27 protein-coding genes are annotated in these 22,313 nt (G+C 73.1%); 16 read left to right on the forward strand and 11 right to left on the reverse strand.

Going from position 1 to position 22,313, the window contains the following annotated elements; all coding sequences use genetic code 11:
- The first annotated feature begins 33 nt into the window (after positions 1 to 33).
- Positions 34 to 813: an enoyl-CoA hydratase/isomerase family protein gene (locus tag ETU37_RS19925; RefSeq protein ID WP_129989111.1), complete on the forward strand. Its 780-nt coding sequence runs from the start codon at positions 34 to 36 to the stop codon at positions 811 to 813.
- 9 nt (positions 814 to 822) lie between these two features.
- Here the strand turns inward: ETU37_RS19925 and ETU37_RS19930 are convergent, their stop codons facing one another.
- Positions 823 to 1,503: a response regulator gene (locus tag ETU37_RS19930; protein WP_129989112.1), complete on the reverse strand. Its 681-nt coding sequence runs from the start codon at positions 1,501 to 1,503 to the stop codon at positions 823 to 825.
- On the reverse strand, positions 1,500 to 2,675 hold the full coding sequence (locus ETU37_RS19935) for a sensor histidine kinase (protein WP_129989113.1): 1,176 nt from the start codon (positions 2,673 to 2,675) through the stop codon (positions 1,500 to 1,502). The genes ETU37_RS19930 and ETU37_RS19935 overlap by 4 nt, the downstream gene beginning before the upstream one ends.
- A 175-nt stretch (positions 2,676 to 2,850) precedes the next feature.
- On the opposite strand from ETU37_RS19935, the gene ETU37_RS19940 reads away from it, so the two are divergent.
- The 4 genes from ETU37_RS19940 (at position 2,851) to ETU37_RS19955 (ending at position 5,988) form a co-directional block, all read left to right on the forward strand.
- A complete protein-coding gene (locus ETU37_RS19940; RefSeq protein WP_129989114.1) occupies positions 2,851 to 3,558 on the forward strand; it encodes a hypothetical protein in 708 nt (235 codons plus the stop codon).
- Positions 3,559 to 3,683: 125 nt separating this feature from the next.
- Entirely contained in the window at positions 3,684 to 4,124 is a 441-nt protein-coding gene (locus tag ETU37_RS19945) for a hypothetical protein (protein ID WP_240755851.1), read from the forward strand.
- Positions 4,125 to 4,262: 138 nt separating this feature from the next.
- A complete protein-coding gene (locus tag ETU37_RS19950) occupies positions 4,263 to 5,030 on the forward strand; it encodes an electron transfer flavoprotein subunit beta/FixA family protein (RefSeq protein WP_240755852.1) in 768 nt (255 codons plus the stop codon).
- 19 nt (positions 5,031 to 5,049) lie between these two features.
- Complete coding sequence (locus ETU37_RS19955) at positions 5,050 to 5,988, forward strand: electron transfer flavoprotein subunit alpha/FixB family protein (RefSeq protein ID WP_129989116.1); 939 nt, start codon at positions 5,050 to 5,052, stop codon at positions 5,986 to 5,988.
- A gap of 58 nt (positions 5,989 to 6,046) precedes the next feature.
- On the opposite strand, the gene ETU37_RS19960 is transcribed toward ETU37_RS19955, so the two are convergent.
- Complete coding sequence (locus ETU37_RS19960; protein ID WP_129989117.1) at positions 6,047 to 6,739, reverse strand: response regulator transcription factor; 693 nt, start codon at positions 6,737 to 6,739, stop codon at positions 6,047 to 6,049.
- Positions 6,740 to 6,867: 128 nt separating this feature from the next.
- Positions 6,868 to 8,490: an ABC-F family ATP-binding cassette domain-containing protein gene (locus ETU37_RS19965; protein WP_240755853.1), complete on the reverse strand. Its 1,623-nt coding sequence runs from the start codon at positions 8,488 to 8,490 to the stop codon at positions 6,868 to 6,870.
- A gap of 206 nt (positions 8,491 to 8,696) precedes the next feature.
- On the opposite strand from ETU37_RS19965, the gene ETU37_RS19970 reads away from it, so the two are divergent.
- Genes ETU37_RS19970 through ETU37_RS20010 form a run of 9 tightly spaced genes read left to right on the forward strand, consistent with a single transcriptional unit; the run spans position 8,697 to position 15,647 of the window.
- On the forward strand, positions 8,697 to 9,671 hold the full coding sequence (locus ETU37_RS19970; protein WP_129989118.1) for an endonuclease/exonuclease/phosphatase family protein: 975 nt from the start codon (positions 8,697 to 8,699) through the stop codon (positions 9,669 to 9,671).
- Entirely contained in the window at positions 9,668 to 10,330 is a 663-nt protein-coding gene (locus ETU37_RS19975; RefSeq protein WP_129989119.1) for a hypothetical protein, read from the forward strand. The genes ETU37_RS19970 and ETU37_RS19975 overlap by 4 nt, the downstream gene beginning before the upstream one ends.
- Positions 10,323 to 10,697 carry a YchJ family protein gene (locus ETU37_RS19980; RefSeq protein ID WP_129989120.1) on the forward strand — a complete coding sequence of 125 codons (375 nt, stop codon included), beginning with the start codon at positions 10,323 to 10,325 and terminating at the stop codon, positions 10,695 to 10,697. Before ETU37_RS19975 ends, ETU37_RS19980 begins: the two co-directional genes overlap by 8 nt.
- Positions 10,694 to 11,287: a class I SAM-dependent methyltransferase gene (locus ETU37_RS19985; protein WP_165372614.1), complete on the forward strand. Its 594-nt coding sequence runs from the start codon at positions 10,694 to 10,696 to the stop codon at positions 11,285 to 11,287. Before ETU37_RS19980 ends, ETU37_RS19985 begins: the two co-directional genes overlap by 4 nt.
- Positions 11,284 to 11,847, forward strand: a complete 564-nt coding sequence (locus ETU37_RS19990) for a GNAT family N-acetyltransferase (protein ID WP_129989122.1) — start codon at positions 11,284 to 11,286, stop codon at positions 11,845 to 11,847. The genes ETU37_RS19985 and ETU37_RS19990 overlap by 4 nt, the downstream gene beginning before the upstream one ends.
- Positions 11,844 to 13,082, forward strand: a complete 1,239-nt coding sequence (locus tag ETU37_RS19995; protein WP_206054074.1) for a cysteine desulfurase family protein — start codon at positions 11,844 to 11,846, stop codon at positions 13,080 to 13,082. Before ETU37_RS19990 ends, ETU37_RS19995 begins: the two co-directional genes overlap by 4 nt.
- A gap of 5 nt (positions 13,083 to 13,087) precedes the next feature.
- Positions 13,088 to 14,185: a tRNA 2-thiouridine(34) synthase MnmA gene (gene mnmA / locus ETU37_RS20000; protein WP_206054076.1), complete on the forward strand. Its 1,098-nt coding sequence runs from the start codon at positions 13,088 to 13,090 to the stop codon at positions 14,183 to 14,185.
- Positions 14,182 to 15,183 carry a methionine synthase gene (locus ETU37_RS20005; protein WP_129989123.1) on the forward strand — a complete coding sequence of 334 codons (1,002 nt, stop codon included), beginning with the start codon at positions 14,182 to 14,184 and terminating at the stop codon, positions 15,181 to 15,183. Before mnmA ends, ETU37_RS20005 begins: the two co-directional genes overlap by 4 nt.
- 38 nt (positions 15,184 to 15,221) lie before the next feature.
- A complete protein-coding gene (locus ETU37_RS20010; RefSeq protein WP_129989124.1) occupies positions 15,222 to 15,647 on the forward strand; it encodes a VOC family protein in 426 nt (141 codons plus the stop codon).
- Here ETU37_RS20010 and ETU37_RS20015 read toward each other — a convergent pair.
- Genes ETU37_RS20015 through ETU37_RS20025 form a run of 3 tightly spaced genes read right to left on the reverse strand, consistent with a single transcriptional unit; the run spans position 15,637 to position 17,107 of the window.
- The gene (locus tag ETU37_RS20015) at positions 15,637 to 16,035 is read right to left on the reverse strand and encodes an arsenate reductase ArsC (protein WP_129989125.1); all 399 of its coding nucleotides are present in this window, start codon (positions 16,033 to 16,035) and stop codon (positions 15,637 to 15,639) included. The genes ETU37_RS20010 and ETU37_RS20015 overlap by 11 nt on opposite strands.
- Positions 16,032 to 16,799: an aquaporin gene (locus tag ETU37_RS20020; protein WP_338068633.1), complete on the reverse strand. Its 768-nt coding sequence runs from the start codon at positions 16,797 to 16,799 to the stop codon at positions 16,032 to 16,034. Before ETU37_RS20020 ends, ETU37_RS20015 begins: the two co-directional genes overlap by 4 nt.
- Positions 16,739 to 17,107 (reverse strand): ArsR/SmtB family transcription factor, encoded by a 369-nt coding sequence (locus ETU37_RS20025; RefSeq protein WP_240755855.1) that lies wholly within the window; start codon positions 17,105 to 17,107, stop codon positions 16,739 to 16,741. The genes ETU37_RS20020 and ETU37_RS20025 overlap by 61 nt, the downstream gene beginning before the upstream one ends.
- A gap of 132 nt (positions 17,108 to 17,239) precedes the next feature.
- Here ETU37_RS20025 and ETU37_RS20030 point away from each other — a divergent pair, with 132 nt between their 5' ends.
- Both ETU37_RS20030 and ETU37_RS20035 read left to right on the forward strand, forming a co-directional pair.
- Positions 17,240 to 17,740 carry an ArsI/CadI family heavy metal resistance metalloenzyme gene (locus ETU37_RS20030; protein WP_129989127.1) on the forward strand — a complete coding sequence of 167 codons (501 nt, stop codon included), beginning with the start codon at positions 17,240 to 17,242 and terminating at the stop codon, positions 17,738 to 17,740.
- Positions 17,737 to 17,937, forward strand: coding sequence for a hypothetical protein (locus ETU37_RS20035; RefSeq protein ID WP_129989128.1), 201 nt, complete (start codon positions 17,737 to 17,739; stop codon positions 17,935 to 17,937). Before ETU37_RS20030 ends, ETU37_RS20035 begins: the two co-directional genes overlap by 4 nt.
- Before the next feature lie 39 nt (positions 17,938 to 17,976).
- On the opposite strand, the gene ETU37_RS20040 is transcribed toward ETU37_RS20035, so the two are convergent.
- From ETU37_RS20040 to ETU37_RS20055, 4 genes are read right to left on the reverse strand one after another with little or no spacing between them, the layout of a single operon-like run.
- Positions 17,977 to 18,987 carry a LacI family DNA-binding transcriptional regulator gene (locus tag ETU37_RS20040; protein ID WP_206054078.1) on the reverse strand — a complete coding sequence of 337 codons (1,011 nt, stop codon included), beginning with the start codon at positions 18,985 to 18,987 and terminating at the stop codon, positions 17,977 to 17,979.
- A gap of 5 nt (positions 18,988 to 18,992) precedes the next feature.
- Entirely contained in the window at positions 18,993 to 20,456 is a 1,464-nt protein-coding gene (locus ETU37_RS20045; protein ID WP_129989130.1) for a glycoside hydrolase family 1 protein, read from the reverse strand.
- Positions 20,453 to 21,271, reverse strand: a complete 819-nt coding sequence (locus ETU37_RS20050) for a carbohydrate ABC transporter permease (RefSeq protein ID WP_129989131.1) — start codon at positions 21,269 to 21,271, stop codon at positions 20,453 to 20,455. Before ETU37_RS20050 ends, ETU37_RS20045 begins: the two co-directional genes overlap by 4 nt.
- Entirely contained in the window at positions 21,268 to 22,227 is a 960-nt protein-coding gene (locus ETU37_RS20055; RefSeq protein ID WP_206054079.1) for a carbohydrate ABC transporter permease, read from the reverse strand. The genes ETU37_RS20050 and ETU37_RS20055 overlap by 4 nt, the downstream gene beginning before the upstream one ends.
- Between the last annotated feature and the right edge of the window lie 86 nt (positions 22,228 to 22,313).

Below are 22,313 nucleotides of genomic sequence, written 5' to 3' on the forward strand. Positions count from 1 at the left end.
CATCGGGACCAACGAAACAACGCGGAGGACGACGTGGGCGAGTTCGTGCAGCTGGAGGTCGAGGACGGCGTCGGGACGATCCGCGTCGACCGGCCGAAGATGAACGCGCTCGACGTGGCGACCCAGGAGGAGATCCGGGCGGCCGCGCACGAGGCGGCCGAGCGCGACGACGTGGCCGCCGTCGTGGTGTACGGCGGCGAGAAGCTGTTCGCCGCCGGCGCCGACGTCAAGGAGATGTCGACGATGTCGCACCGCGACATGGTCGAGCGCTCGGGCAAGCTCCAGTCCTCGATGACCGCGGTCGCCGAGATCCCCAAGCCGGTCGTCGCCGCGGTCACCGGCTACGCGCTCGGCGGCGGGTGCGAGCTGGCACTGTGCGCCGACATCCGGATCGCCGCCGACGACGCGACGCTCGGGCAGCCCGAGATCCTGCTCGGCATCATCCCCGGCGCCGGCGGGACGCAGCGGCTCTCGCGCCTGGTCGGTCCCTCGCGGGCCAAGGAGCTGATCTTCACCGGTCGGTTCGTGAAGGCCGAGGAGGCGCTGGCGATCGGCCTGGTGGACAAGGTCGTGCCCGCCGCCGACGTCTACAACGAGTCGGTCGCCTGGGCCAAGCGGTTCGTCGGCGGCGCGACCCTCGCGATGCGGGCGGCGAAGGAGGCCATCGACAAGGGCCTCGAGGTCGACCTCGCGACCGGTCTGGAGATCGAGCGGGCGCAGTTCGCGTCGCTGTTCGCGACCGAGGACCGCACCCGCGGCATGGCCTCGTTCCTCGAGAGCGGCCCGGGCAAGGCGGAGTTCGTCGGCCGCTAGGGCCAGACCCTAGGCCGTGCCCGGGGCCTCGCCCGGGCGGACGTGGCCGCTCTCGTACGCCGCCACGACCGCCTGCACGCGGTCCCGCACGCCGAGCTTGGCGAGCACGTTGGAGACATGCGTCTTCACCGTCGTCTCGCCGAGGTAGAGCTCGGCGGCGATCTCCGCGTTGGACAGCCCGCGGCCGATCAGCCGCAGCACGTCGCGCTCCCGCTCGGTCAGGCTGTCGAGCCGGGCGGAGCGCGGCACTCGCGCCGGCGCGGCGGTCGCGAACGACTCGATCACCCGCACCGTGACGGAGGGGTCGAGCAGCCCGCCGCCGGACGCGACCATGCGCACCGCGTCGACCAGGCGCTCGGGCGGGGCCACCTTCAGCAGGAACCCGCTGACACCGGCGCGCAGCGCGGCCTCGACGTACTCGTCCTCGTCGAACGTGGTCAGCACGACGACCTTCACCTCCGGCGCGGCGGCGAGCACGCGCCGGGCTCCCTCGATGCCGTCGACGCCGGGCATCCGGACGTCCATCAGGACGACGTCGGGGGAGGTCTCGGCGACCATCGCCACGGCCGCGCCGCCGTCGGCCGCCTCGCCGACGACCTCCAGGTCCGGCTCGGCGGACAGCACCATGCGCAGGCCGACGCGGACCATCGCCTCGTCGTCGACCAGGGCGACGCGGATCGTGCCGGTCATCGGTGGCTCCTGTTCGTGGGCAGGTGGGCGTGGACCTCGAAGCCGGAGCCCACCCGGCGGGTGGACAGCGTGCCACCGAACATCTGCGCGCGCTCGGTCATCCCGACGAGGCCGTGCCCGCCGGTCGTGGCGGACCCGCCGATCGTCGCCGGGACCGGTCCGCGGCCGCCGTCGTCGACGACCCGGATGTCGACCGCGTCGTGGCCGTAGTCGACGTGCACGGTGGCCGCGCCACCCGGCGCGTGCCGCAGGCAGTTGGTGAGCGCCTCCTGGACGATCCGGTACGCCGAGATGTCGAGCGCCTTGGGCAGCTCGCGCGGCTCGCCGGACACCTCCAGCCGCACGTCGAGGCCGGCGGCCCGCACGTCGTCGACGACGTCGCCGGCCCGGGCCAGCGAGGGCTGGGGCGCGGTGGGCGCCTCGTCGTACCCGGGCTCGCGGAGGATCCCGACCAGCGCGCGCAGCTCCTCGACCGTCTCGCGGCCGAGCCGCTCGAGCCCGAGCAGCACGTCGCGCTCGGTGTCGCGCCCGTCGAGCAGCGACCCGAGCTGGCGCCGGAGGCCGCCGATCTGCAGGGTCATCACGCTGACCGAGTGCGCGACCGCGTCGTGCACCTCGCGCGCGATCCGGGTGCGCTCCTCCCGCGCCGCCGCCTGGACCGAGGCCTCGCGCTGGGCGTCGAGCGCGGCAGCCATCTCGACCAGCTCCGCGCTGCGCTCCTGCTCGCGACGGACCAGCCGTCCGACCCAGCGGGCCGGGTAGAACACGGCGGGGAAGAAGACGGTGTCCCACGCGACGCCGTGCACGGCGATGTCGGTGCCGACGAACGTGAGCACCGCGACGGTCACCGCGACGAGCGACCGCCGCGCCTCGAGGGCGTACCCGGCGTACCCGGTCGCCAGCATCACCGCGATCAGGCCGGTGCCGCCCGGTCCGGGGGCGCCGAGCACCGCCGTCATCGGGTAGAAGAACGCGACACCGACCACGCCGACCGCCGGCCACCGGGCCATCGCCAGGAACCATCCCGCGAACCACCCCGCGACGAGGACGAGCAGCCCGAGGTCCTCCCGGAACTCCGGGTCGGCCACCGCCTCGACGACGCCGAGGACGCCGAGCACCGGTGCCGCGACGAGCGGGAACGCGCGGTGTCCCGTGGTGAGCCTCCTGAGCATGGGCATCACCGTAGGTGCGCGCCGCCCTCCGCGTGATCCTTCTCGAGGACCAGAGGGCAGGTGTCGCGGTTCCTCCTCGCGGAGGAGCCGGGTCGGTGCGTCGCGGCCGATGCCGGACGAGGAGCCCGAGCCGGAGAGTCGTCGACGTCAACCGAACGACTCACCAGGAGCTGCCATGAGCACGCACACCGCCCACCCCGCCCACCCCGCCGGTACGACAACGCAGGAAGGAGGTCGCGTCACGGACCCGTCCCGCCCGATGCGCTGGGCGGCCGGGATCGCGCTGCTCGCGGCGCCGCTGCTCTGGTCGGCCGGGATGGTGACGTCACCCGAGCAGGCCAGCATGGCCGACGCCGACTACGTCTCCTCGCTGGCGCGCAACCTCACCCAGACCGAGGTGTCCGCACTGTTCCTGCACTACGGCAACCTGTTCATCGGCCTCGGCATCCTCGCGGCGCCGACCCTGGTGCGCGGGCGCCGGGGGAGCCGGCTCGTGGTGGTCGGCTCGCTGCTCGCGGCGCTCGGCTTCACCAACGTGTCCGGGATGATCCTGTCGGACTGGTGGAACATGTCGATCGGCACGCTGCTGCCGATCGACCAGGCCGCCGAGGTGTTCGCGATGTTCAAGGCGTCCGACCTGCTGTGGATCTGGAACGGCACGGAGATGTTGTCCCTCGTCGGCCCGCTCCTGCTGCTGGCCGGTCTGGCCCGGTCCGGCGTCCTCGGCTGGTACACGCTCGCCCTGATGGTCGGCGGCGTCGCCGGGCTGATGTTCATCCCGGTCTCGCTGCCCTGGGCCACCGCGATCGCCGTGCTGGTGGGCTTCTCGCCGTTCGCGCTCGTCGGCCTGCGGATCGTGCAGCGGCTCCGGGTGGCCGGCTGACCGTTCGCCCGCTGGCTGCGCGTCCTCGCCGGCGCGGAGGTGTGACTGGCCACACACCTCCGCGCCGGTTCTCGTGTCATCGAGCGTCGGATATCGTGCGGGGAACTTCCGAGGAGGAGACAGACGTGGCCGACGACAAGCCGGAGCCGGAGAAGAAGGCCGAGGCGTCCAGCACGTCCACGACCACGACGTCCGACGCGGGGACGAAGACCGCTCCGACCCGGGCCGACCGGCGCCGCGGCACCGCGGCGGCCGTGAAGAAGGGGACGTCGACCGTCCGCTCCAAGCTCGCCTCGCTGCTCTGGCTGGTGGCCGTCGTGTGCGCGCTCTTCCTGGCCGTCGGCGCCCTGCTGGTCGCGCTCAAGGCCAACCAGGACAACGCCGTCGTCACGTTCATCCTCGACGGCGCGGACACCCTCGACCTCGGGGTCTTCAGCCGCGAGGACGGCATCTTCACGTTCGCCAAGGACCCCAACCAGGTGAAGTCCGCGCTCGTGAACTGGGGCCTGGCGGCCCTGGCGTTCCTGGTGGTGGGCAAGATCGTGGACCGCGTCATCCGCCCCTGACGGCCCTGCCCGTCCCTGTGACCCAACCCACCCGGGTGCCCGTTCCGGTCGTTGCTACCAGCGGGTAACCTCGGGGCCAACCCGACGTACGAGGAGGGGCCCGTTGCGGGCCGAAACGCCATGAACATTGTCGTGTGTGTGAAGTACGTGCCGGACGCGACGGCGGACCGGAAGTTCGAGGACGACAACACCGTCGACCGCGTGGGCGTCGACGGACTGCTGTCGGAGCTCGACGAATACGCCGTGGAGCAGGCACTCCAGATCAAGGACAAGCAGGCTGATGACACCGAGGTGACGGTGCTGTCGGTCGGCCCGGAGAACGCGACCGACGCGGTGCGCAAGGCGCTGCAGATGGGTGCCGACAAGGGTGTCCACGTGGTCGACGACGCGATCGCGGGCTCGGACGCGCTGGCCACCTCGCTGGTGCTCGCGGAGGCGATCAAGAAGATCCCGCACGACTTGGTCGTGTGCGGCATGGCCTCGACCGACGGCGGCATGGGTGTCGTCCCGGCGATGCTGTCCGAGCGGCTCGGGGTCCCGGGCGTGACGCTCGGCTCCGAGATCTCCGTCGAGGGCGAGACCGTGAAGATTCGTCGTGACGGTGACGCCAGCACGGACACGATCGAGGGCTCGCTGCCGCTGGTGCTGAGCGTGACCGACCAGTCCGGTGAGGCGCGCTACCCGTCGTTCAAGGGGATCATGGCCGCGAAGAAGAAGCCGGTCGAGACCTGGTCGCTGTCCGACCTGGGTGTCGACGCCGGGTCGGTGGGCGCGGGTGCGGCGTGGAGCGTGGTCGAGTCGACCGACGCCCGGCCGCCGCGCACCGCGGGCGAGATCGTGACCGACGAGGACGGCTCGGGCGCCAAGGCGCTGGTCGACTTCCTCGCGTCCAAGAAGTTCATCTGAGAAGGGTTGGAGGACAGACATGTCTGAAGTTCTGGTTCTCGTCGACGCCGTCGACGGCAAGGTGACCAAGCCGACCCTCGAGCTGCTGACGATCGCGCGCCGTCTCGGCGAGCCGTCCGCCGTCGTGATCGGCTCCGCCGACGCCGAGTCGCTGAAGAAGTACGGCGCGGCGAAGATCTACACGGTCGAGGACGCGGACACCAAGGACTACCTGGTGGCGCCGAAGGCCGAGGTGCTCGCGCAGCTGGTGGAGAAGACCTCCCCGGCCGCGGTGCTGGTCGTCTCGACCGGTGAGGGCAAGGAGGTCGCCGGCCGGCTCGCGGTCAAGACCGACTCCGGCCTGATCACCGACGCCGTGGACGTCGCCGACGACGGCACCACGACGCAGTCGGTGTTCGCGGGCAACTTCACCGTCAAGGCGAAGGTCACCAAGGGCACCCCGATCATCACGGTGAAGCCCAACTCCGCGACGCCGGAGGAGGCCGCGGGCGACGGTGCCGAGGAGGCGTTCGCCGCGACGGTCTCCGACGCCGCCAAGGGCGCGAAGATCACCGGCTCCGAGCCGCGCAAGGCCTCGGGTCGCCCGGAGCTGACCGAGGCCGCGATCGTGGTCTCCGGTGGTCGCGGCACCGGCGGCAACTTCGAGCCGGTCGAGGCGTTCGCCGACTCCCTCGGCGCGGCGGTGGGCGCGTCGCGTGCGGCGGTGGACTCGGGCTGGTACCCGCACTCGTTCCAGGTCGGCCAGACCGGCAAGACCGTCTCGCCGCAGCTCTACGTCGCCAACGGCATCTCCGGTGCGATCCAGCACCGCGCCGGCATGCAGACGTCGAAGACGATCGTCGCGGTCAACAAGGACGAGGAGGCGCCGATCTTCGAGCTCGTCGACTTCGGCGTCGTCGGCGACCTGCACGCCGTCCTCCCGGCCGCCACCGAGCAGGTCAACCAGCGCAAGGGCTGACCCCCGCACGCTGCATCGAGACCCCGGTCCCGCCCTGAGGGACCGGGGTCTCGCGCGTTCAGGCTCCGCGCACGACCGGCTGGTCGGTGTCGCCGTCGACCAGCCAGCCGGACCGGGTCGCGAGGGCCACGGCCTCCAGCTGCGAGGAGACGCCGAGCTTGGCGAGCACGCCCCGCACCTGGCTGCGCACGGTGGACGCGGACACGCCCCACTCCTCGGCGATGGTGGCGACGACCTTGCCGTTGGCGAGCTCGCGCAGCACCTGCTGCTCGCGGGTCGTCAGCCGCTCGAACGGCCGTCGGGTGGCGGCGTCCCGCTCCCGCGTGGTCCGGAGCTCGTCCAGCAGCGCCTGCCGTCCTGTGGGCGGCATGACCTCGTCGCCGCGGAGCGTCGCGGCCACCGCGGTCACCAGCTCCTGCAACGGCACGGAGCGGGTGATGTGCCCGACGGCGCCGTCCTCCAGCGCCGTGCCGATCCGGGTACCGCGGTGCTCCGTGCTGACCACCAGGACCCGGGTGCAGGTGCGTGCGAACGGCTGCACGAGGCTCGTGCCCTCACCGACCGCGCCGGCCAGGTCGAGGTCCAGCAGGACCAGGTCCGGGGGATCGGCCTCGACGGCGGCGACCAGCTCCTCGCGCGAGGTGAGGTCGGCGCGCCGCGCGTCGAGGCCGTCCGCCCGCAGCGCCGCGGCGACGGCCTCCGCCAGCAGGGCGTGACCGTCGACCAGGAGCACCCGTGGCTGACCCCGCATGTTCTCCGCCCCCGTACTTGTCAGAGGTGAAGTCTCGTCGAGCCGGCGCCGCGGGCGGCACCGCCGAGCGGTCCGGGTCGCTGGTCCGATCGGGCTACGACGGTGTGACGTGTGGCGGCTACGCAGGACTACAGGCCGAGGTGCGCCCCGTCCCAGCGGCGCCGCAGCCACCGGTCGTGGCTCGCCACCACGACGGCGGCCGGTGTGGTGCGCAGCGCCTCCTCCAGCTCCTCGGCGAGGGCGAGCGACACGTGGTTGGTCGGCTCGTCGAGCAGCAGCAGGTCCGGCGCCTGGGCGACGAGGACGGCCAGCGCGAGTCGCCGGTGCTGGCCCAGGCTCAGGTCACCCACCGGGCGGTGCAGGTCGCGGGGCGGCAACAGCCCGAGCTCGGTCAGCCGCGGTACGGCGCCGCCGGCCACGTCGTCCACACCGGTCAGCCCGTCGTACACCTGTCGCGCGCTGAGCTCCGGACGGCGGAACGTGACGTGCTGCGGGAGGTACCCGACCTGCCGCGCCGCGACGTCGACCGTGCCCGAGGTCGGCGCGAGGACGCCGGCGAGCACCTTGAGCAGGGTCGACTTGCCAGAGCCGTTGGTGCCGGTGACGAGCAGGTGCTCGCCGCCGTCGAGGTCGAGCCTCGGTACGGCGACCCGGCCCGTCACCACGAGGTCGCGGGCCTGGACGACACGGCCCCGGCGCGACGTCCGTCCGGCGAGGCCGGCGAACGTGAGCTCCCGCGGGGGCTTGGGGACGCGGTCCTTCTCGATCGCCTCGATCCGCTGCTCGACGTCGCGCACCCGGCGGCTCACCGTGCGCGCGACGTTCTCGCCCTTGAAGTGGTGGATGTACTTGTCGTTGTCGCGCGGCGCCCGGTTGGGGGCGACGCGCCGGGCGGTCGTCGCGGCCGCGCTGCGCAGCCGGGCGAGCTCGTCCTGCTGCTCCTCGAACGCGACGTCCCAGCGCTCGCGGGCCTTCCGCTTGTGCTCGAGGTACGACGCGTAGCCGCCGCTGAACCGGTTGCCACCCTCACCGTCGGTTCCGAAGTGACTCGGGTCGAGGTCCACGACCTGGCCGCACACGGCCTCGAGGAACGCGCGGTCGTGGCTGGCGATGACGACCACCCCGGGCAGGTCGGTCAGGAACTGCTCGAGCAGCTCGACGGCGTCGTCGTCGAGATGGTTGGTCGGCTCGTCCAGCAGCACGCACGGCGGACGGCCGGCGACGAGCGCGGCGAGCGCCAGGCGCGAGCGCTGACCGCCCGAGAGCCGCTGCACCGGGGTCGAACGGTCGACGCGACCGAGGCCCAGCCGGTCGGCTGCCTCCACCGCACGACGGTCGGCGTCCCAGACGTCGCGCAGCTCGCACCACTCGAGGAGGTCGGCGTACTCCTCGACCACCGCAGGGTCGTCGAGCCGGGCGGCGAGCTCCTCGAGCCTGGTGGCGGCGTCGTGCAGCGGCGCCAGCGCCCGGTCCAGCACGTCACCGACCGTGCGGGCGTCGCCGAACTCGGGCTCCTGCGCCAGGTAGGCGAGCCCGGGCGGCCGGGTGACCGTCCCGGCGTCGGCGGGCTCGGCGCCGGCAAGCAACCGCAGCAGGGTCGACTTGCCGACGCCGTTCTCGCCCACCATCCCCAGGGGCAGACCGGGGGAGGCGACTAGGTCGACGCCGTCGAGGACGACGCGGTCGCCGTAGGACTTGGAGAGGTCGCGCGCGACGAGAGGGAGTGCGCGCGCAGTCAGAGAAGCAGGCAAGAGCTACCACCGATCCGGGAGGGAGGGACCACTCGCCGGGCACGCAGGGGCCGCGGACGCGAGTGAGGGTGGTGTCAGCTCTTCATGGCCGGATCAGTGTCAGGGACGCGTGGTCGCCGACGCAAACCGATTTTCGGCGTGTCCTGCGGCGACACTCGCCCGGTCGCCTCCCCGGTCTGACACGAGCCCCCAACTAGCGTTGCCGCATGAGGCTGCGGTGGGTGCTGCTCGGGCTGCTCGTGACCGTCCTCCTCGTCCCTGCCCTGGCGCTCTCGGTCGCCCGGCTCGTGCAGCCGCCGGGCGGGACCTGGGTCCGGCTCGTCGCGTTCACGCCGTACGCCGTCCCGCTGTACGTCGCCTCGCTCCTGCTCCTCGCGGTCGCGTGGGCCGCGGGGGAGGGCGGCTGGCAGCGGGTGGCGGCGACGCTGGCGATCGTGTCGCTGGCCGGCGCGGTGCTGCACGGCGTGCTCGTGTCGCGGATGTTCCTCGGCGGCGACGTCGCGCCCGACCGGGGCGACCCGGTCCGCGTGATGTCGCTCAACCTCATGCTCGGCCAGGCGGACGCCGAGGACGTGGTCGAGGCCGCGACGACGCGCGACGTCGACGTGCTCGTGCTCCAGGAGGTCGACGAGTCCGCGCTGCGACGCCTGGACGACGCAGGCCTCGCCGACGCGTTCCCGCACCGTGCCGGGGAGGCCGGCACCGGCCCCACCGGCACGGTCGTCCTCGCCCGGCCGACGATCGAGGACGTCGAGCGGCTCGACACCGCGTTCGGCGGCTGGACGATGACCGTCGGGGGCCTGGCGCTCGTCGCGGTGCACCCCCGTCCGCCGGTCGGCGACGCCGCCGGCTGGGCGGAGGACCACCGCGTCGTCCGGCGCGAGGCCTACGACCGCGCCGACCCGGCCGTGATCGTCGGCGACCTCAACGCCACCACAGACCACCGCGTGCTGCGCGAGCTCGCGGGGCGTGGCTGGTCCGACGCGGCGACCGACGCCGGCTCCGGGTGGCAGCCGACGTGGCCGGCCTCCGGCGAGGTAGACGTCGCGGGCGTCGTCGTGCCGCCGCTCGTCGCCATCGACCACGTGCTCACCAACGAGGTGCTGCACGCGGTCGGCACCGAGACCGTCGCGATCGACGGCACCGACCACCGCGCGCTGGTCGCCATACTGTCCCGATGAGCACCGCCGAGCACGACGTGGCGTGGGAGCCCGATGCCGAGGACCGCGCGTTCTGCGACGTCTACGGCGACTGGGACCCGCTCACCCCGGCCGAGCTCGCGCCGCTGATGGACGGGTTCCCGGACCCGTGGTGGGTCGTCGGCGGCCACGCGATCGAGGCGTTCACCGGTATCCGCCGCTTCCACGAGGACATCGACCTGGTCGTGTTCGCCGACTCGGTCCCTGCCCTGCGCGCCCAGCTCGGGTCGACGTACCACCTCTGGAGCAACGACGGCGGCACCTTCCGCATCATCGACGACGAGCACCCCGAGCCGCTGGCTCCGCTCGCGCAGATCTGGATGCGCGTCGACGCCCGGTCCCCGTGGAAGGTCGACTGCATCGTCAACCCGCGCGCGGACGACGGCCGCTGGAGGTCGCGCCGCCACGACGACCTGGTCGCCGACCTCGACGACGTCACGTGGGTCGCGGGCGACGGCATCCGCTACCTCAACCCCGAGGTGTCGCTGCTGTTCAAGGCCAAGCAGCAGCGCCGCAAGGACGCCATCGACCTCGACAGCGCCTGGCCGCTGATGTCCGCGGCGCAGCGCACGTGGCTGCGCGACCAGGTCCGCACGCACCACCCCGACCACCCCTGGCAGGAGCGGCTCGACCGTGGGTGAGCCGTGTCCCTGCGGGTCGGGAGGCCCGTACGTCGCCTGCTGCGATCCGCTGCACGACGGCGGTGCCGCCGCGACGGCCGAGGCCCTGATGCGGTCGCGCTACGCCGCCTATGCACTGGACCGCACCGACTACGTCTTCCGCACCTGGCACCCGCGCACCCGCCCCGACGACCTCACGTCCGCGCCGATGACTTGGCTCGGCCTCGACGTGCTGCGCACCGAGGACGGCGGCCCGGACGACGACACCGGTGTCGTCGAGTTCGTCGCCCGCTACCAGGGCCCGCGCGGTGTCGAGCGGGTGCACGAGGTCAGCCGGTTCGAGCGGCGCGCCGGGCGCTGGGTCTATGTCGACGGGGTCGTGTCGTGAGTCACCCCTTCCGGGAGCGGTGGAACCACAACAGCCACCACTACCCGCGCCTGCGCGACGCCGTCCCGGCCACCGCGCGCAGCCACCTCGACGTGGGCTGCGGCGAGGGCACCCTCTGCCGGTACGTCGCCCGGCCCGGCGTCGCGGTCACGGGTGTCGACGTCGACGCCGAGGTGCTGCCACGCGACGACGACGGGATCACCTACACCGTCGCGTCGGCAGAGGACCTGCCGTTCGACGACGGGTCGTTCGACGCGGTGACGCTGGTGATGGTGCTGCACCACGTCGACGCCCGGCGCGGGCTCACCGAGGCCGCGCGCGTGCTGGCGCCGGGCGGGCTGCTCCAGGTGCTCGGCACCGGCCGGTTCCGCGGGCTGCGGGACGTGCCGTTCGAGGTGCGCGACGTGCTGACCCACCAGGTCATGTCGCGCCGGACCGTCCCGTGGGAGCCGCCGACCACCCGGCTCGCGCCGGAGTCGTCGTGGGACGACGCGCGGTCGGCGGCGCGCGACGTGCTCCCCGGTTCGACGTACCGGCGGCTGGCGCTGTGGCGCTACCTCGTCTCCTGGACCAAGCCGGCGCCGGCGTGAGCGTGCCGGTGCTGACCACCGACCGGCTCGTGCTGCGCGCCTGGCGCGAGGAGGACCGGCCGGCGTTCGCGGAGATGAACGCCGACCCGGACGTGATGGAGCACTTCCCGTCGACGATGACGCGAGCGGAGTCGGACGCGTTCGTCGACCGGGTCGAGCGGCAGTTCGCCGAGCGAGGCTTCGGGCCGTGGGTGGTCGAGGCGGCGGGGGAGTTCCAGGGCTTCACCGGGCTGCTGGTCCCGAGCTGGCACGCGGACTGGATGGACGCCCGCGAGCAGCCGGTGGTCGAGGTCGGCTGGCGGCTGCGACGCTCCGCCTGGGGTCACGGCTGGGCGACCGAGGCCGCGCTCGAGTGCCTGCGGTTCGCGTTCGAGGACCTCGGGCGACAGGAGGTCCTGTCGTTCACCGTCGTCGGCAACCGCCGCTCCCGCGCGGTGATGGAGCGCCTGGGCATGCGGCTGCTGACCCACTACGACCACCCGATCGCGGGCCGGCCGGCTCTGCCCTCGGTCTGCTACGTGGTCGACCGGGCGGGCGTCGTACCCTGGAAGACGCCATGAACCAGCCCCTGTCGGCACCCACGCCGCTGGTCTACCTCGACCACGCCGCCTCGACGCCCATGTATCCCGAGGCGGTCGACGCGATGACGGCGCAGCTCACCCGGATCGGCAACCCGTCCTCGCTGCACGCGGCCGGGCGCGCCGCCCGGCGGGTGGTCGAGGAGTCCCGCGAGGCGATCGCCGCCGCGCTCGACGCGCGCCCCGGCGAGGTGGTGTTCACCTCCGGCGGCACCGAGTCCGACAACCTCGCGCTCAAGGGGCTGTACTGGGCGCGCCGTGAGGCCGACCCCCGCCGCACCCGGATCCTGTCCACCACCGTCGAGCACCACGCCGTGCTCGACCCGCTGCACTGGCTCGCCGAGCACGAGCACGCCGAGGTCGAGCTGCTGCCCGTCGACCACCTCGGTCGCCTCGACGTCGAGGCGTTCCGTGCCGCCGTCGAGCGCGACCCCGCGTCGGTCGCCCTGGTGTCGGTGATGTGGGCCAACAACGAGGTCGGCACCGTGCAGCCGATCGCCGACGTCGTCGCGATCGCGCACGCCCACGACATCCCGGTGCACACCGACGCCGTCCAGGCGGTCGGCCAGGTGCCGGTCGACTTCGCCGCGAGCGGCGTCGACCTGCTCACCCTGACCGCCCACAAGGTCGGCGGCCCGTACGGCGTCGGCGCGCTCGTCGTGCGGCGGGAGCTCGCGCTCACCCCGCAGCTGCACGGCGGCGGTCAGGAGCGCGACGTCCGGTCCGGCACCATCGACACCCCGGCCATCGCCGGCTTCGCGACGGCCGTCGAGCTCGCGGTGAAGCGGCAGGCCGAGCACGCCGAGCGCGTCTGCGCGCTGCGCAACGACTTGGTCAGTCGGGTCACCGAGGTGGTGCCCGACGCCGGCGTCAACGGCGACCCCGACTGCGCGCCCGACCACCGGCTGCCCGGCAACGCGCACCTCACGTTCCCCGGCTGCGAGGGCGACTCGCTGCTGATGCTGCTCGACGCCCGCGGCATCGCGTGCTCGACCGGGTCGGCGTGCTCGGCCGGCGTGCCGCAGCCCTCCCACGTGCTGCTCGCCATGGGCCACGACGACGAGCAGGCCCGGTCGTCCCTGCGGTTCTCGCTCGGCCACAGCTCCACGCAGGCCGACGTCGACGCGCTCGTCGAGGCGATCGGCCCCGTCGTCGAGCGCGCCCGGGCGGCCGGCGCCGTCTCCGGCATCGGCGGTTCCGCCCGCAAGGCGGTGTGACTCCCGTGAAGGTTCTCGCCGCCATGTCCGGCGGCGTCGACTCCGCCGTGGCCGCGGCCCGCGCCGCGGAGGCGGGCCACGACGTCACCGGCATCCACCTCGCGCTCTCGCGCAACCCAAAGTCCTACCGCACCGGCGCCCGCGGCTGCTGCACGATCGAGGACGCCAACGACGCGCGCCGCGCGGCCGACGCGATCGGGATCCCGTTCTACGTCTGGGACCTGAGCGACCGGTTCCACGAGGACGTCGTCGAGGACTTCATGGCCGAGTACACCGCCGGCCGCACCCCCAACCCCTGCCTGCGCTGCAACGAGAAGATCAAGTTCGCCGCCGTCCTCGAGCGCGCGCTCGCCCTCGGGTTCGACGCGGTCGCGACCGGCCACTATGCGCGGCTCGTCACCGGCGACGACGGGCTGGTCGAGATGCACCGCGCCGACGACGACCGCAAGGACCAGTCCTACGTGCTCGGCGTGCTCACCCAGGACCAGCTCGCGCACGCGCTCTTCCCGCTCGGCAACACCCCCAAGCACGAGGTGCGCGCCGAGGCCGAGCGTCGCCGGCTGCAGGTCGCGAAGAAGCCCGACAGCCACGACATCTGCTTCATCTCCGACGGCGACACCGGCGGCTGGCTGAGCGAGAAGCTCGGCGCCGGCTCCGGCGACATCGTCGACCACGCCAGCGGCGAGGTGCTCGGCCGTCACGGCGGAGCGTTCGGCTTCACGATCGGCCAGCGCAAGGGGCTGCGCATCGGCCGACCTGCCGCCGACGGCAAGCCGCGCTACGTGCTCGACATCGAGCCGGTCAGCGGAACCGTCACCGTCGGTCCGCGCGAGGCGCTCACCGTCGACCGGATCGCGGGCATCCGGCCGCGCTGGTGCGGCACCCCGCTGACCGGCGAGCTGCACGGCACCGTCCAGCTCCGCGCGCACGGCGACGAGCACCGCGCGGTCGTCCGCGTCGACGGAGACGACATCACCATCGACCTGCTCGACACCGCCCAGGGGATCGCGCCCGGCCAGGCCGCGGTCGTGTACGACGGCACCCGTGTCGTCGGCTCCTGCACGATCAGCGCGACCCGGCGCGTGCCGGCGGCCACCGCATGACGATCGCCACCGGGATCGGTTCCCTGCCGGGAGACGACGCCGCGGCCTTCGACGAGGCCGTCCGCACCGTGCTCGGCGAGCTGCCCGACCTGCCGCACCTGCCCGAGCTGCCCGGCCGCGGCGCGACCGCGTCGATGACCGGACGGACGCTCGCGCTCGTCGGCGGCCTCGACGCCGACCTCCAACCGGCCGGCTGGCGGCTGACGGGAAGCACTGGGTCCCCGGGTGCCGACCACCGCCGGGCCCGGTCGCTCCTCGCCCAGGACCTCGACGCGATCGAGGAGCAGGCGCAGGGCTACGAAGGCCGGTTCAAGGTGCAGGTCACCGGGCCGTGGACGCTCGCCGCGACCGTCGAGAAGCCGCGCGGCGACCGCGTGCTCGCCGACCACGGCGCCCGGCGCGAGCTCGCCCAGGCGCTGGCCGAGGGCGTCGCCGAGCACGTCGCCGACGTGCGCCGCCGGGTGCCGGGCGCGACCGAGCTGCTCGTCCAGGTCGACGAGCCGGCGCTCCCGGCCGTGCTCGCCGGCAGCATCCCGACCGCCTCCGGGTTCCACCGGCACCGTTCCGTCGACCTCCCGGTCGCGTCCGCGCTGCTGGAGGAAGTGTTCGCCGCGGTCGCCTCCGCCGGCGCCGTACCGCTCGCGCACTGCTGCGTCGCCGACGTCCCCGCCGCGCTGCTCACCGGCGCAGGCGCGCAGGGGCTGTCGGTCGACCTCGGCGTGCTCGCCGCGTCGGCGTACGACGAGGTCGCGACGCTGCTGGAGAAGGGCGCGCCGGTCCTGCTCGGCGTCGTGCCCTCGACCGACCCGGCGACGCCGCCCGGCGAGAAGGCCGTGGTGGAGCAGGTGCTGCGCTTCCTCGACATGCTCGGCTTCGACCCCGAGGCCGTCGCCGGGCACCTCGTGGTGACGCCCACGTGCGGACTGGCCGGAGCGAGCCCGGCCTGGGCCCGCCAGGCGCTGCGGCTGACCCGGAGCGTAGCGACGTCACTGGGCTAGGTGCGTAGGTTGGGCACCCGAGCCCCGAGGAGGCGCGCGTGCCCCGATACCCCGTCCTGCTGCACACCGCGATCGACGCCCGGGACTGCCGGGGCCTGGGAGAGTTCTACCGGCAGCTGCTCGGGCTGCGGTACCGCGACGGTGAGCAGCCGCCGACCGACGGCAGCCCCGACGACGCCGACTGGCTGGTCCTGCTCGACGACGACGGCCACCGGGTGCTGACCATCCAGCAGAAGCTCGACACGACCCCTCCCACGTGGCCGTCGGAGCAGGTGCCGATGCAGATGCACATGGACTTCGCGGTGCCCACGGTCGAGGAGCTGGAGCGGCACCGCGCCCGGGCCCTCGCGCTCGGCGCCCGGCTGCTGCACGAGCGCTCGCAGGACGAGGGCGAGCCGCTCTACGTGCTCGCGGACCCGGCCGGGCACCCGTTCTGCCTGCTGGTGCGACCGGTCAGCGGGTGAGCTCCTCGACGAGCACCTCGACGCGACGGCGGATCTCGTCGCGGATCGGGCGCACGACGTCGATGCCCTGGCCGGCGGGGTCGTCGAGCACCCAGTCCTCGTAGCGCGTGCCGGGGTAGAACGGGCACGCGTCGCCACAGCCCATCGTGACGACGACGTCGGCCTGCTGGACGGCGGAGTCGCTGAGCAGCTTCGGCTGCGCCGCGGCGATGTCGATGCCGTCCTCGGCCATGGCGGCGACGGCGACCTGGTTGACCTGGTCGGCGGGCTGGGAGCCCGCCGAGAGGACCTCGATCCGGTCGCCGGCGAGGTGCTGGAGGTAGCCGGCCGCCATCTGGGAGCGGCCGGCGTTGTGCACGCAGACGAACAGGACGGTCGGCTTGCTCACGGGGACTCCTCGAGGGGTACGGCGGTCGCGGCCGCCGGGGTGGCGTGGAGCAGGAGGACGAGCGCGGCGCCGACGCCGCCCCCGATCAGCTGCATGGCGACGAACGGCAGGACCGACGCGGGGGCGATCCCGGCGAAGGTGTCGGAGAGCATCCGCGCCACGGTGACGGCCGGGTTGGCGAAGCTGGTGGAGCTCGTGAACCAGTAGGCGGCGGTGATGTAGCCGCCGACCGCGAACGCAACCGTCTCGATCCGCGGGGACCGGAGCGCGCCGAACACGACGAGCACGAGGCCGAGGGTGGCCACGACCTCGCCGAGCAGCTGGCCGGACCCCCCGCGGTCGTGGGTGGAGATGCTGACGGCGTCGAGGTCGAACATCAGGTTCGCGACCACCACCCCCACCAGGCCGCCGGCCACCTGGGAAACGACGAGGACCGCTGCCGTGGCCGTGTCCACGCGGCCGAGGACCCGCTCGACGAGGGTGACGACGGGGTTGAACGACGCGGAGACGGGCTGCAGGGCGAGGATGAGCGCGACCAGGACCGCGCCCGTGGCGAGGCTGTTCTCCAGCAGCTGCAGGCCGGTGTCCTCGGGGGAGAGCCGCTGCGCGGCGATGCCGGAGCCGACCACGGCGGCGACCAGGAACGCGGTCCCGACCAGCTCCGCCACAGCGCGACGCAGGTGCACGGGCCGCACCGGCGGGTTCACCGGGTGACGAGCGAGGCGCGCAGCGCCTCGAGCGACGACGGCACGACGGAGTACCACATGTTGCGCCCGCGCTTCTCGGCCGTGACCAGGCCGGCGTTGGAGAGCACCTTGAGGTGGTGGCTCACGGTGCCCTGCGACCGCCCGACCGGCTCGGTCAGGTCGCACACGCACACCGCGCCGCCCTCGGCGTTCGCGAGCAGCGAGACCAGGCGCAGCCGCACCGGGTCGCCCAGCGCGGCGAACCGCTCCGAGAGCACCTCCGCGTCGGGCTCGGGCAGCAGCGTGGTCACCAGCGGGGTGCAGCACTCGTCCGCCGACGCCGCCGTACCCGGCCGCTCCACCAGCGGCAGCTCCTTCACGCCCACCCGGGCCTCCTTCTCTCGGTGTCTCTCCGAAGTCATTCTGCCAAACCCATTGACTTCCATCAATGGGTGGGTACTGTTCATCGCATCAGACGTATCGACAAGCATCGATGGATGCTTCCTGAGGAGGTCCCCATGTCCCGCGTCCAGCTCGCCCTCAACGTCGACGACATCGACGCCGCCGTCGACTTCTACTCCACGCTCTTCGACACCGAGCCGGCCAAGCGTCGTCCGGGCTATGCCAACTTCGCCGTCGAGAACCCCCCGCTCAAGCTCGTGCTCTTCGAGAACGCCGGGGCGACCGGCACCCTCAACCACGTCGGCGTCGAGCGCTCCTCGATGGAGGAGGTACAGGCCGAGGCGGACCGCCTCGAGGCCGCGGGACTCACGCTCGACGTCGAGGGCGACGTCGTGTGCTGCTACGCCCGCCAGGACAAGCACTGGGTCACCGGGCCCGACGGCCAGCGCTGGGAGAACTACGTCGTCCTGGCGGACGCCCACCCCGAGCTCGAGGGCAAGGCGAGTGCCGAGCTCACCCAGCTCGAGTGCGCCGACGACGCGGCCGCCGGTGGCTGCTGCGCCGGCTTCGAGAACGCCGACCGCGCGGGTGCCGAGCGCGTGGAGGTGACCCGATGAACCCGCTCGACACCTCGGGCATCCTCGCCCGCGAGATGATCCGTGACCGCGTCGAGCTGGCGCGCCACGCGCGGATCGCCGCGCTGGCCCGCTGCTGCCACCCGTCCACCTGGCGCCGCGCCGCCGGCCGGCTCCGCGAGGCGACCCGCTCCCTGCACCGAGCAACGACACCGGCCGCGTCCGTCTGCTGCGCCTGAGCGGCGGCTCGCGCCCCCGAGCCCGGGGACGTACGGCGGTCAGGCTGACGCGCGCCGGACCAGCGCCGGCGGGAACACCATCCGCACCGGCGTCGCGTCGGACGTGCCGTCGAGCTGCTCGAGCAGCATCCGGGTGGCGCGCTCGGCCATCAGGCCGATGGGGTTGCGGATCGTGGTGAGCGGCGGGTCGGTGGTCTCGGCGAGGCCGATGTCGTCGTAGCCGACGACCGCGACGTCGTCGGGCACCCGCCGGCCGTGCGCGGCGAGCACGCGCAGCGCGCCCAGAGCCATCAGGTCGGAGGCGACGGCGAGGCCGTCGAGGTCGGGATGCCGGTCGAGCAGCTGCTCGGCGGCTGCCGCGCCGCCCTGCTCGGTGAAGTCGCCGTGCTCGACGGCATCGGTGGCCAGTCCTGCCGCGGCCAGGGCGTCGCGCCAGCCGGCCAGCCGGTCCTCACCGGCGGACATGTCGGCCGGGCCGGCGACCGTGCCGATCCGGCGGCAGCCGCGCTCGACCAGCACCGTCGCGGCCTCGCGCCCGCCGCCGACGTTGTCGGTGTCGACGTAGGCGACCTTGTCGCCGCTGCTCAGCGGCCGGCCGACGAAGACGCACGGCAGCGCGATCCCGGCCAGGTGGTCGGCGAGGCTGTCGCTGCGGTGGTGCGAGACCACGATCGCGCCGTCGACGTGCCGTGCGCGCAGGTAGCGCAGCATCCGCTCCTCCTCCTCGCCGGGCCGGGCCAGCAGCAGCACGAGCTGGAGGTCCTTCTCGGCGAGCACGCGGTTGACCGAGCGCAGCGTGCGCGCGAAGAACGGGTCGGAGAAGACCCGCTCGTCGGGCTCGGGTACCACCACCGCGACCGAGCCGGTACGCCGGGTGACCAGGCTGCGGGCGGCGGGGTTGGGGGAGTACCCCAAGGACGTCACCGCTCTCTGCACCGCCGCCAGCGCAGCCGGGCTCACCCGGTGGCCGCCGTTGATCGCGCGGGACGCGGTCGCCCGCGAGACACCGGCGACGCGCGCCACCTCGTCGAGCGTCGGCGATCCGTCCACGGACGTCACGGTAGCGACCCCAGCCGGCCGGTCGCCGCGACCTCGGCGTAGAAGCGCGCACTGGACTTGGGGGTACGACGCTGGGTGGCGTAGTCGACGTGCACGATGCCGAAGCGCTTGCCGTAGCCGTAGGCCCACTCGAAGTTGTCGAGCAGCGACCACTGGAAGAAGCCGCGCACGTCGACGCCGGCCGAGATCGCGTCGTGGACGGCGCGCAGGTGGCCGTCGATGTAGGCGATCCGGTCCGGGTCGTGCACGCCGCCGTCCGGGCCGACCCGGTCCTCGTAGGCGGCGCCGTTCTCGGTGACGTAGATCGGCGGCGCGGCGTACTCGCCGAGCCGGCGCAGCAGCCGGGTGAACCCCTCGGGCTGCACCTCCCAGCCCATGTGGGTGCGGGGCAGGCCGCGGCGGGGGAACGTGACGTGCTCGGAGCCGGAGAACGGCGAGCCGGTGGTCCAGCCGGGCCGGCCGCTGCCGAACCCGGGGGCGCCCGGCTGCGGCCGGCCCGAGACCGCGTCGCCGTGGTAGTAGTTCACCCCCAGCACGTCGAGCGGCTGGTGGATCTGGGCGAGGTCGCCGTCGCGCACCACGTCGCGCCACGGCCGGCCCGCCCAGTGCAGGTGGGCGGTGTCGTCGTACAGGTCCTCGGGGTAGCGGCCGCGCAGGGTCGCGTCGAGGAACAGCCGGTTGTGCAGCGCGTCGATCCGCCGCGCGGCGTCGACGTCGGCCTCGTCGGTCGGGTCGAACGGGTCGGCCACGGTGAGGTTCAGCGTGATGCCGAGGTCGGCCGTGGTGCCGCGACGCCGCAGCTCGTCGACGACGAGCCCGTGCCCGAGCAGGAGGTGGTGCGCGGCGACCAGCGCGGCCGCGGGGTCGCGCCGGCCCGGCGCGTGCTGCCCGCCGGCGTGGCCGAGGAACGCCGAGCAAAACGGCTCGTTGAGCGTCGTCCAGACCGGGCAGCGGTCGCCGATGGCGTCGTACAGGGTCAGCGCGTAGTCGGCGAAGCGGTACGCCGTGTCGCGGTTCGTCCAGCCGCCCTCGTCCTCGAGCGCCTGCGGCAGGTCCCAGTGGTAGAGCGTGAGCCACGGCCGGATGCTGCGGTCGAGCAGCCTGTCGACGAGCCGGGCGTAGAAGTCGACGCCGGCCTGGTTGACGCTGCGGCCGTCGGGGCGGACCCGCGGCCATGCGGTCGAGAACCGGTAGGCGCCCAGGTTGAGCTCCGCCATCAGCGCGACGTCCTCGTCGACGCGGTGGTAGTGGTCGCACGCGACGTCGCCGGTGTCACCGCCGGCGACGGCGTCGGGCACGCGGCAGAAGGTGTCCCAGATCGACGGCCGGCGGCCGTCCTCGGTGGCGGCGCCCTCGATCTGGTACGACGCGGTGGCGGCGCCCCAGAGGAAGCCCGGCGGGAACGACACCGCACCCGGCTGGGCCCCGGCGGCGACGGTCGGGCGGATGGTGTCGGTCATCCCTTGACAGCTCCTTGCATGATGCCGGCCACCAGCTGGCGGCCGGTCAGGACGAACAGGACGAGCAGCGGGATCGTCGACAGCACCGCACCGCAGAGCACCAGCGCGTAGTCGACGTAGTAGCCGCTCTGCAGCTGCTGCAACGCGATCTGGACGGTCGGGTTGCTCGCGGGGAGCGCGATCATCGGCCAGAAGAAGTCGGTCCACACGGTCATGAACGTGAACAGGCCGAGGATCGCGGCGGCCGGCCGCGCGGCGGGGACGGCGACGTTCCAGAAGACCCGGATCATCGAGCAGCCGTCGACGCGGGCGGCCTCGATGAGCTCGTCCGGGATCGCGTCGACGAGGTACTGCCGCATGAAGAAGACGCCGAACGCCGTGACCAGGGTCGGCACGATCACCGCCGCGAGGGTGCCGGTCCAGCCGAGGTCGGCCATCAGGATGAAGAGGGGGATCACCCCGAGCTGCGTGGGTACGGCGAGCGTGGCGACGACGAACACCATGAGGGGCGTGCTGCCGCGGAACCGGAGCTTGGCGAAGGCGTAGCCGGCCAGCGTGCAGAAGAACACCACCGACGCCGCGCAGACGGTCGACACGATCAGGCTGTTGGACAGCGCCTTCCAGAAGTCGACCGTGTCGAACACGCGGGCGGCGTTGGAGAGGAAGTGCCCGCCCGGGACGAGCGGAGGCGTGTCGCGGTTGACGATCTCCTTGGTGTGGGAGCCGATCACGAACGACCACCACAGCGGCATCGCCGAGCCGAGCACGAACGCGGTGAGCAGGCCGTAGACGAGGAAGCCGGGTCGCCGGGTCATCGCCGCCTCCTTCCGAGGCCGCGGCCGTGGGCATGGCCGTGGAGGTGGCTCAGCCGCCGACCGAGCACGAGGTTGAGCAGCGCGAAGGCCGTGATGAAGCCGAAGAGCAGCCAGGCCACCGCCGACGCCGTACCGAGGTCGCGGATCCGCCAGCCGAGCTCCCAGAGGTAGAGCGTCACGGTCTGCCACTGCCGGTCGGAGCCGCCGAGCCCGACGTTGTCGAACAGCCGCGGCTCGGTGAAGATCTGCAGACCGCCGATCGTCGAGGTGATCACGACGAAGATCAGCGTCGGCCGGATCATCGGGATGGTGACGGAGAGGAACTGCCGGACCCGGCCGGCACCGTCGAGCGCCGCCGATTCGTAGAGGTCGCGGGGGACGGCCTGCATGGAGGCGAGCAGGATCAGCGCGTTGTAGCCGGTCCAGCGCCAGTTGACCATGCTCGCGATCGCGACGTGGCTGGCGAGGGTGTCGACGTGCCACCGGACCGGGTCGATGCCGACGACGCCGAGGACGGCGTTGACCAGGCCGTACTTGTCGCCGAACAGGTTGCCGAAGATCAGCGCGACCGCGGCCGGGGCCACGACGAACGGGACCAGCACGCTCATCCGCCAGAGCACCTTGCCGCGCAGCTCGTTGTCGAGCAGGCCGGCCACGACCAGGGCGAGCAGCACCTGCGGCACCGAGGACAGCAGGAAGATGCTGACGGTGTTGCGGAGGGCGACCCAGAAGTACTGGTCGCCGAACACCTTCGTGTAGTTGTCGACGCCGACGAAGTCGCCCTTGCCGCCCAGCAGGCTCCAGTCGTGCACCGAGACCCAGCCGGTGTAGAGCAGCGGGAACATCCCGACGAGCAGGAACAGCACGAAGAACGGCGCGACGTAGAGGTACGGCGAGACACGCACGTCCCACCGCGACAGCCGCTGCCGCCAGGTCAGCTGCGTCGTCGAAGGCACAGGCTGATCATCCAGGCGGGGGAGCGGCTGCGCAGCCGGCCGGGGGTCGGCGGCCGGCTGCCCCGCCGGGAGCGTGGAGGACGTGC

This window comes from Nocardioides iriomotensis (assembly GCF_004168035.1).
In the GTDB taxonomy this organism is placed as follows: domain Bacteria; phylum Actinomycetota; class Actinomycetes; order Propionibacteriales; family Nocardioidaceae; genus Nocardioides_B; species Nocardioides_B iriomotensis.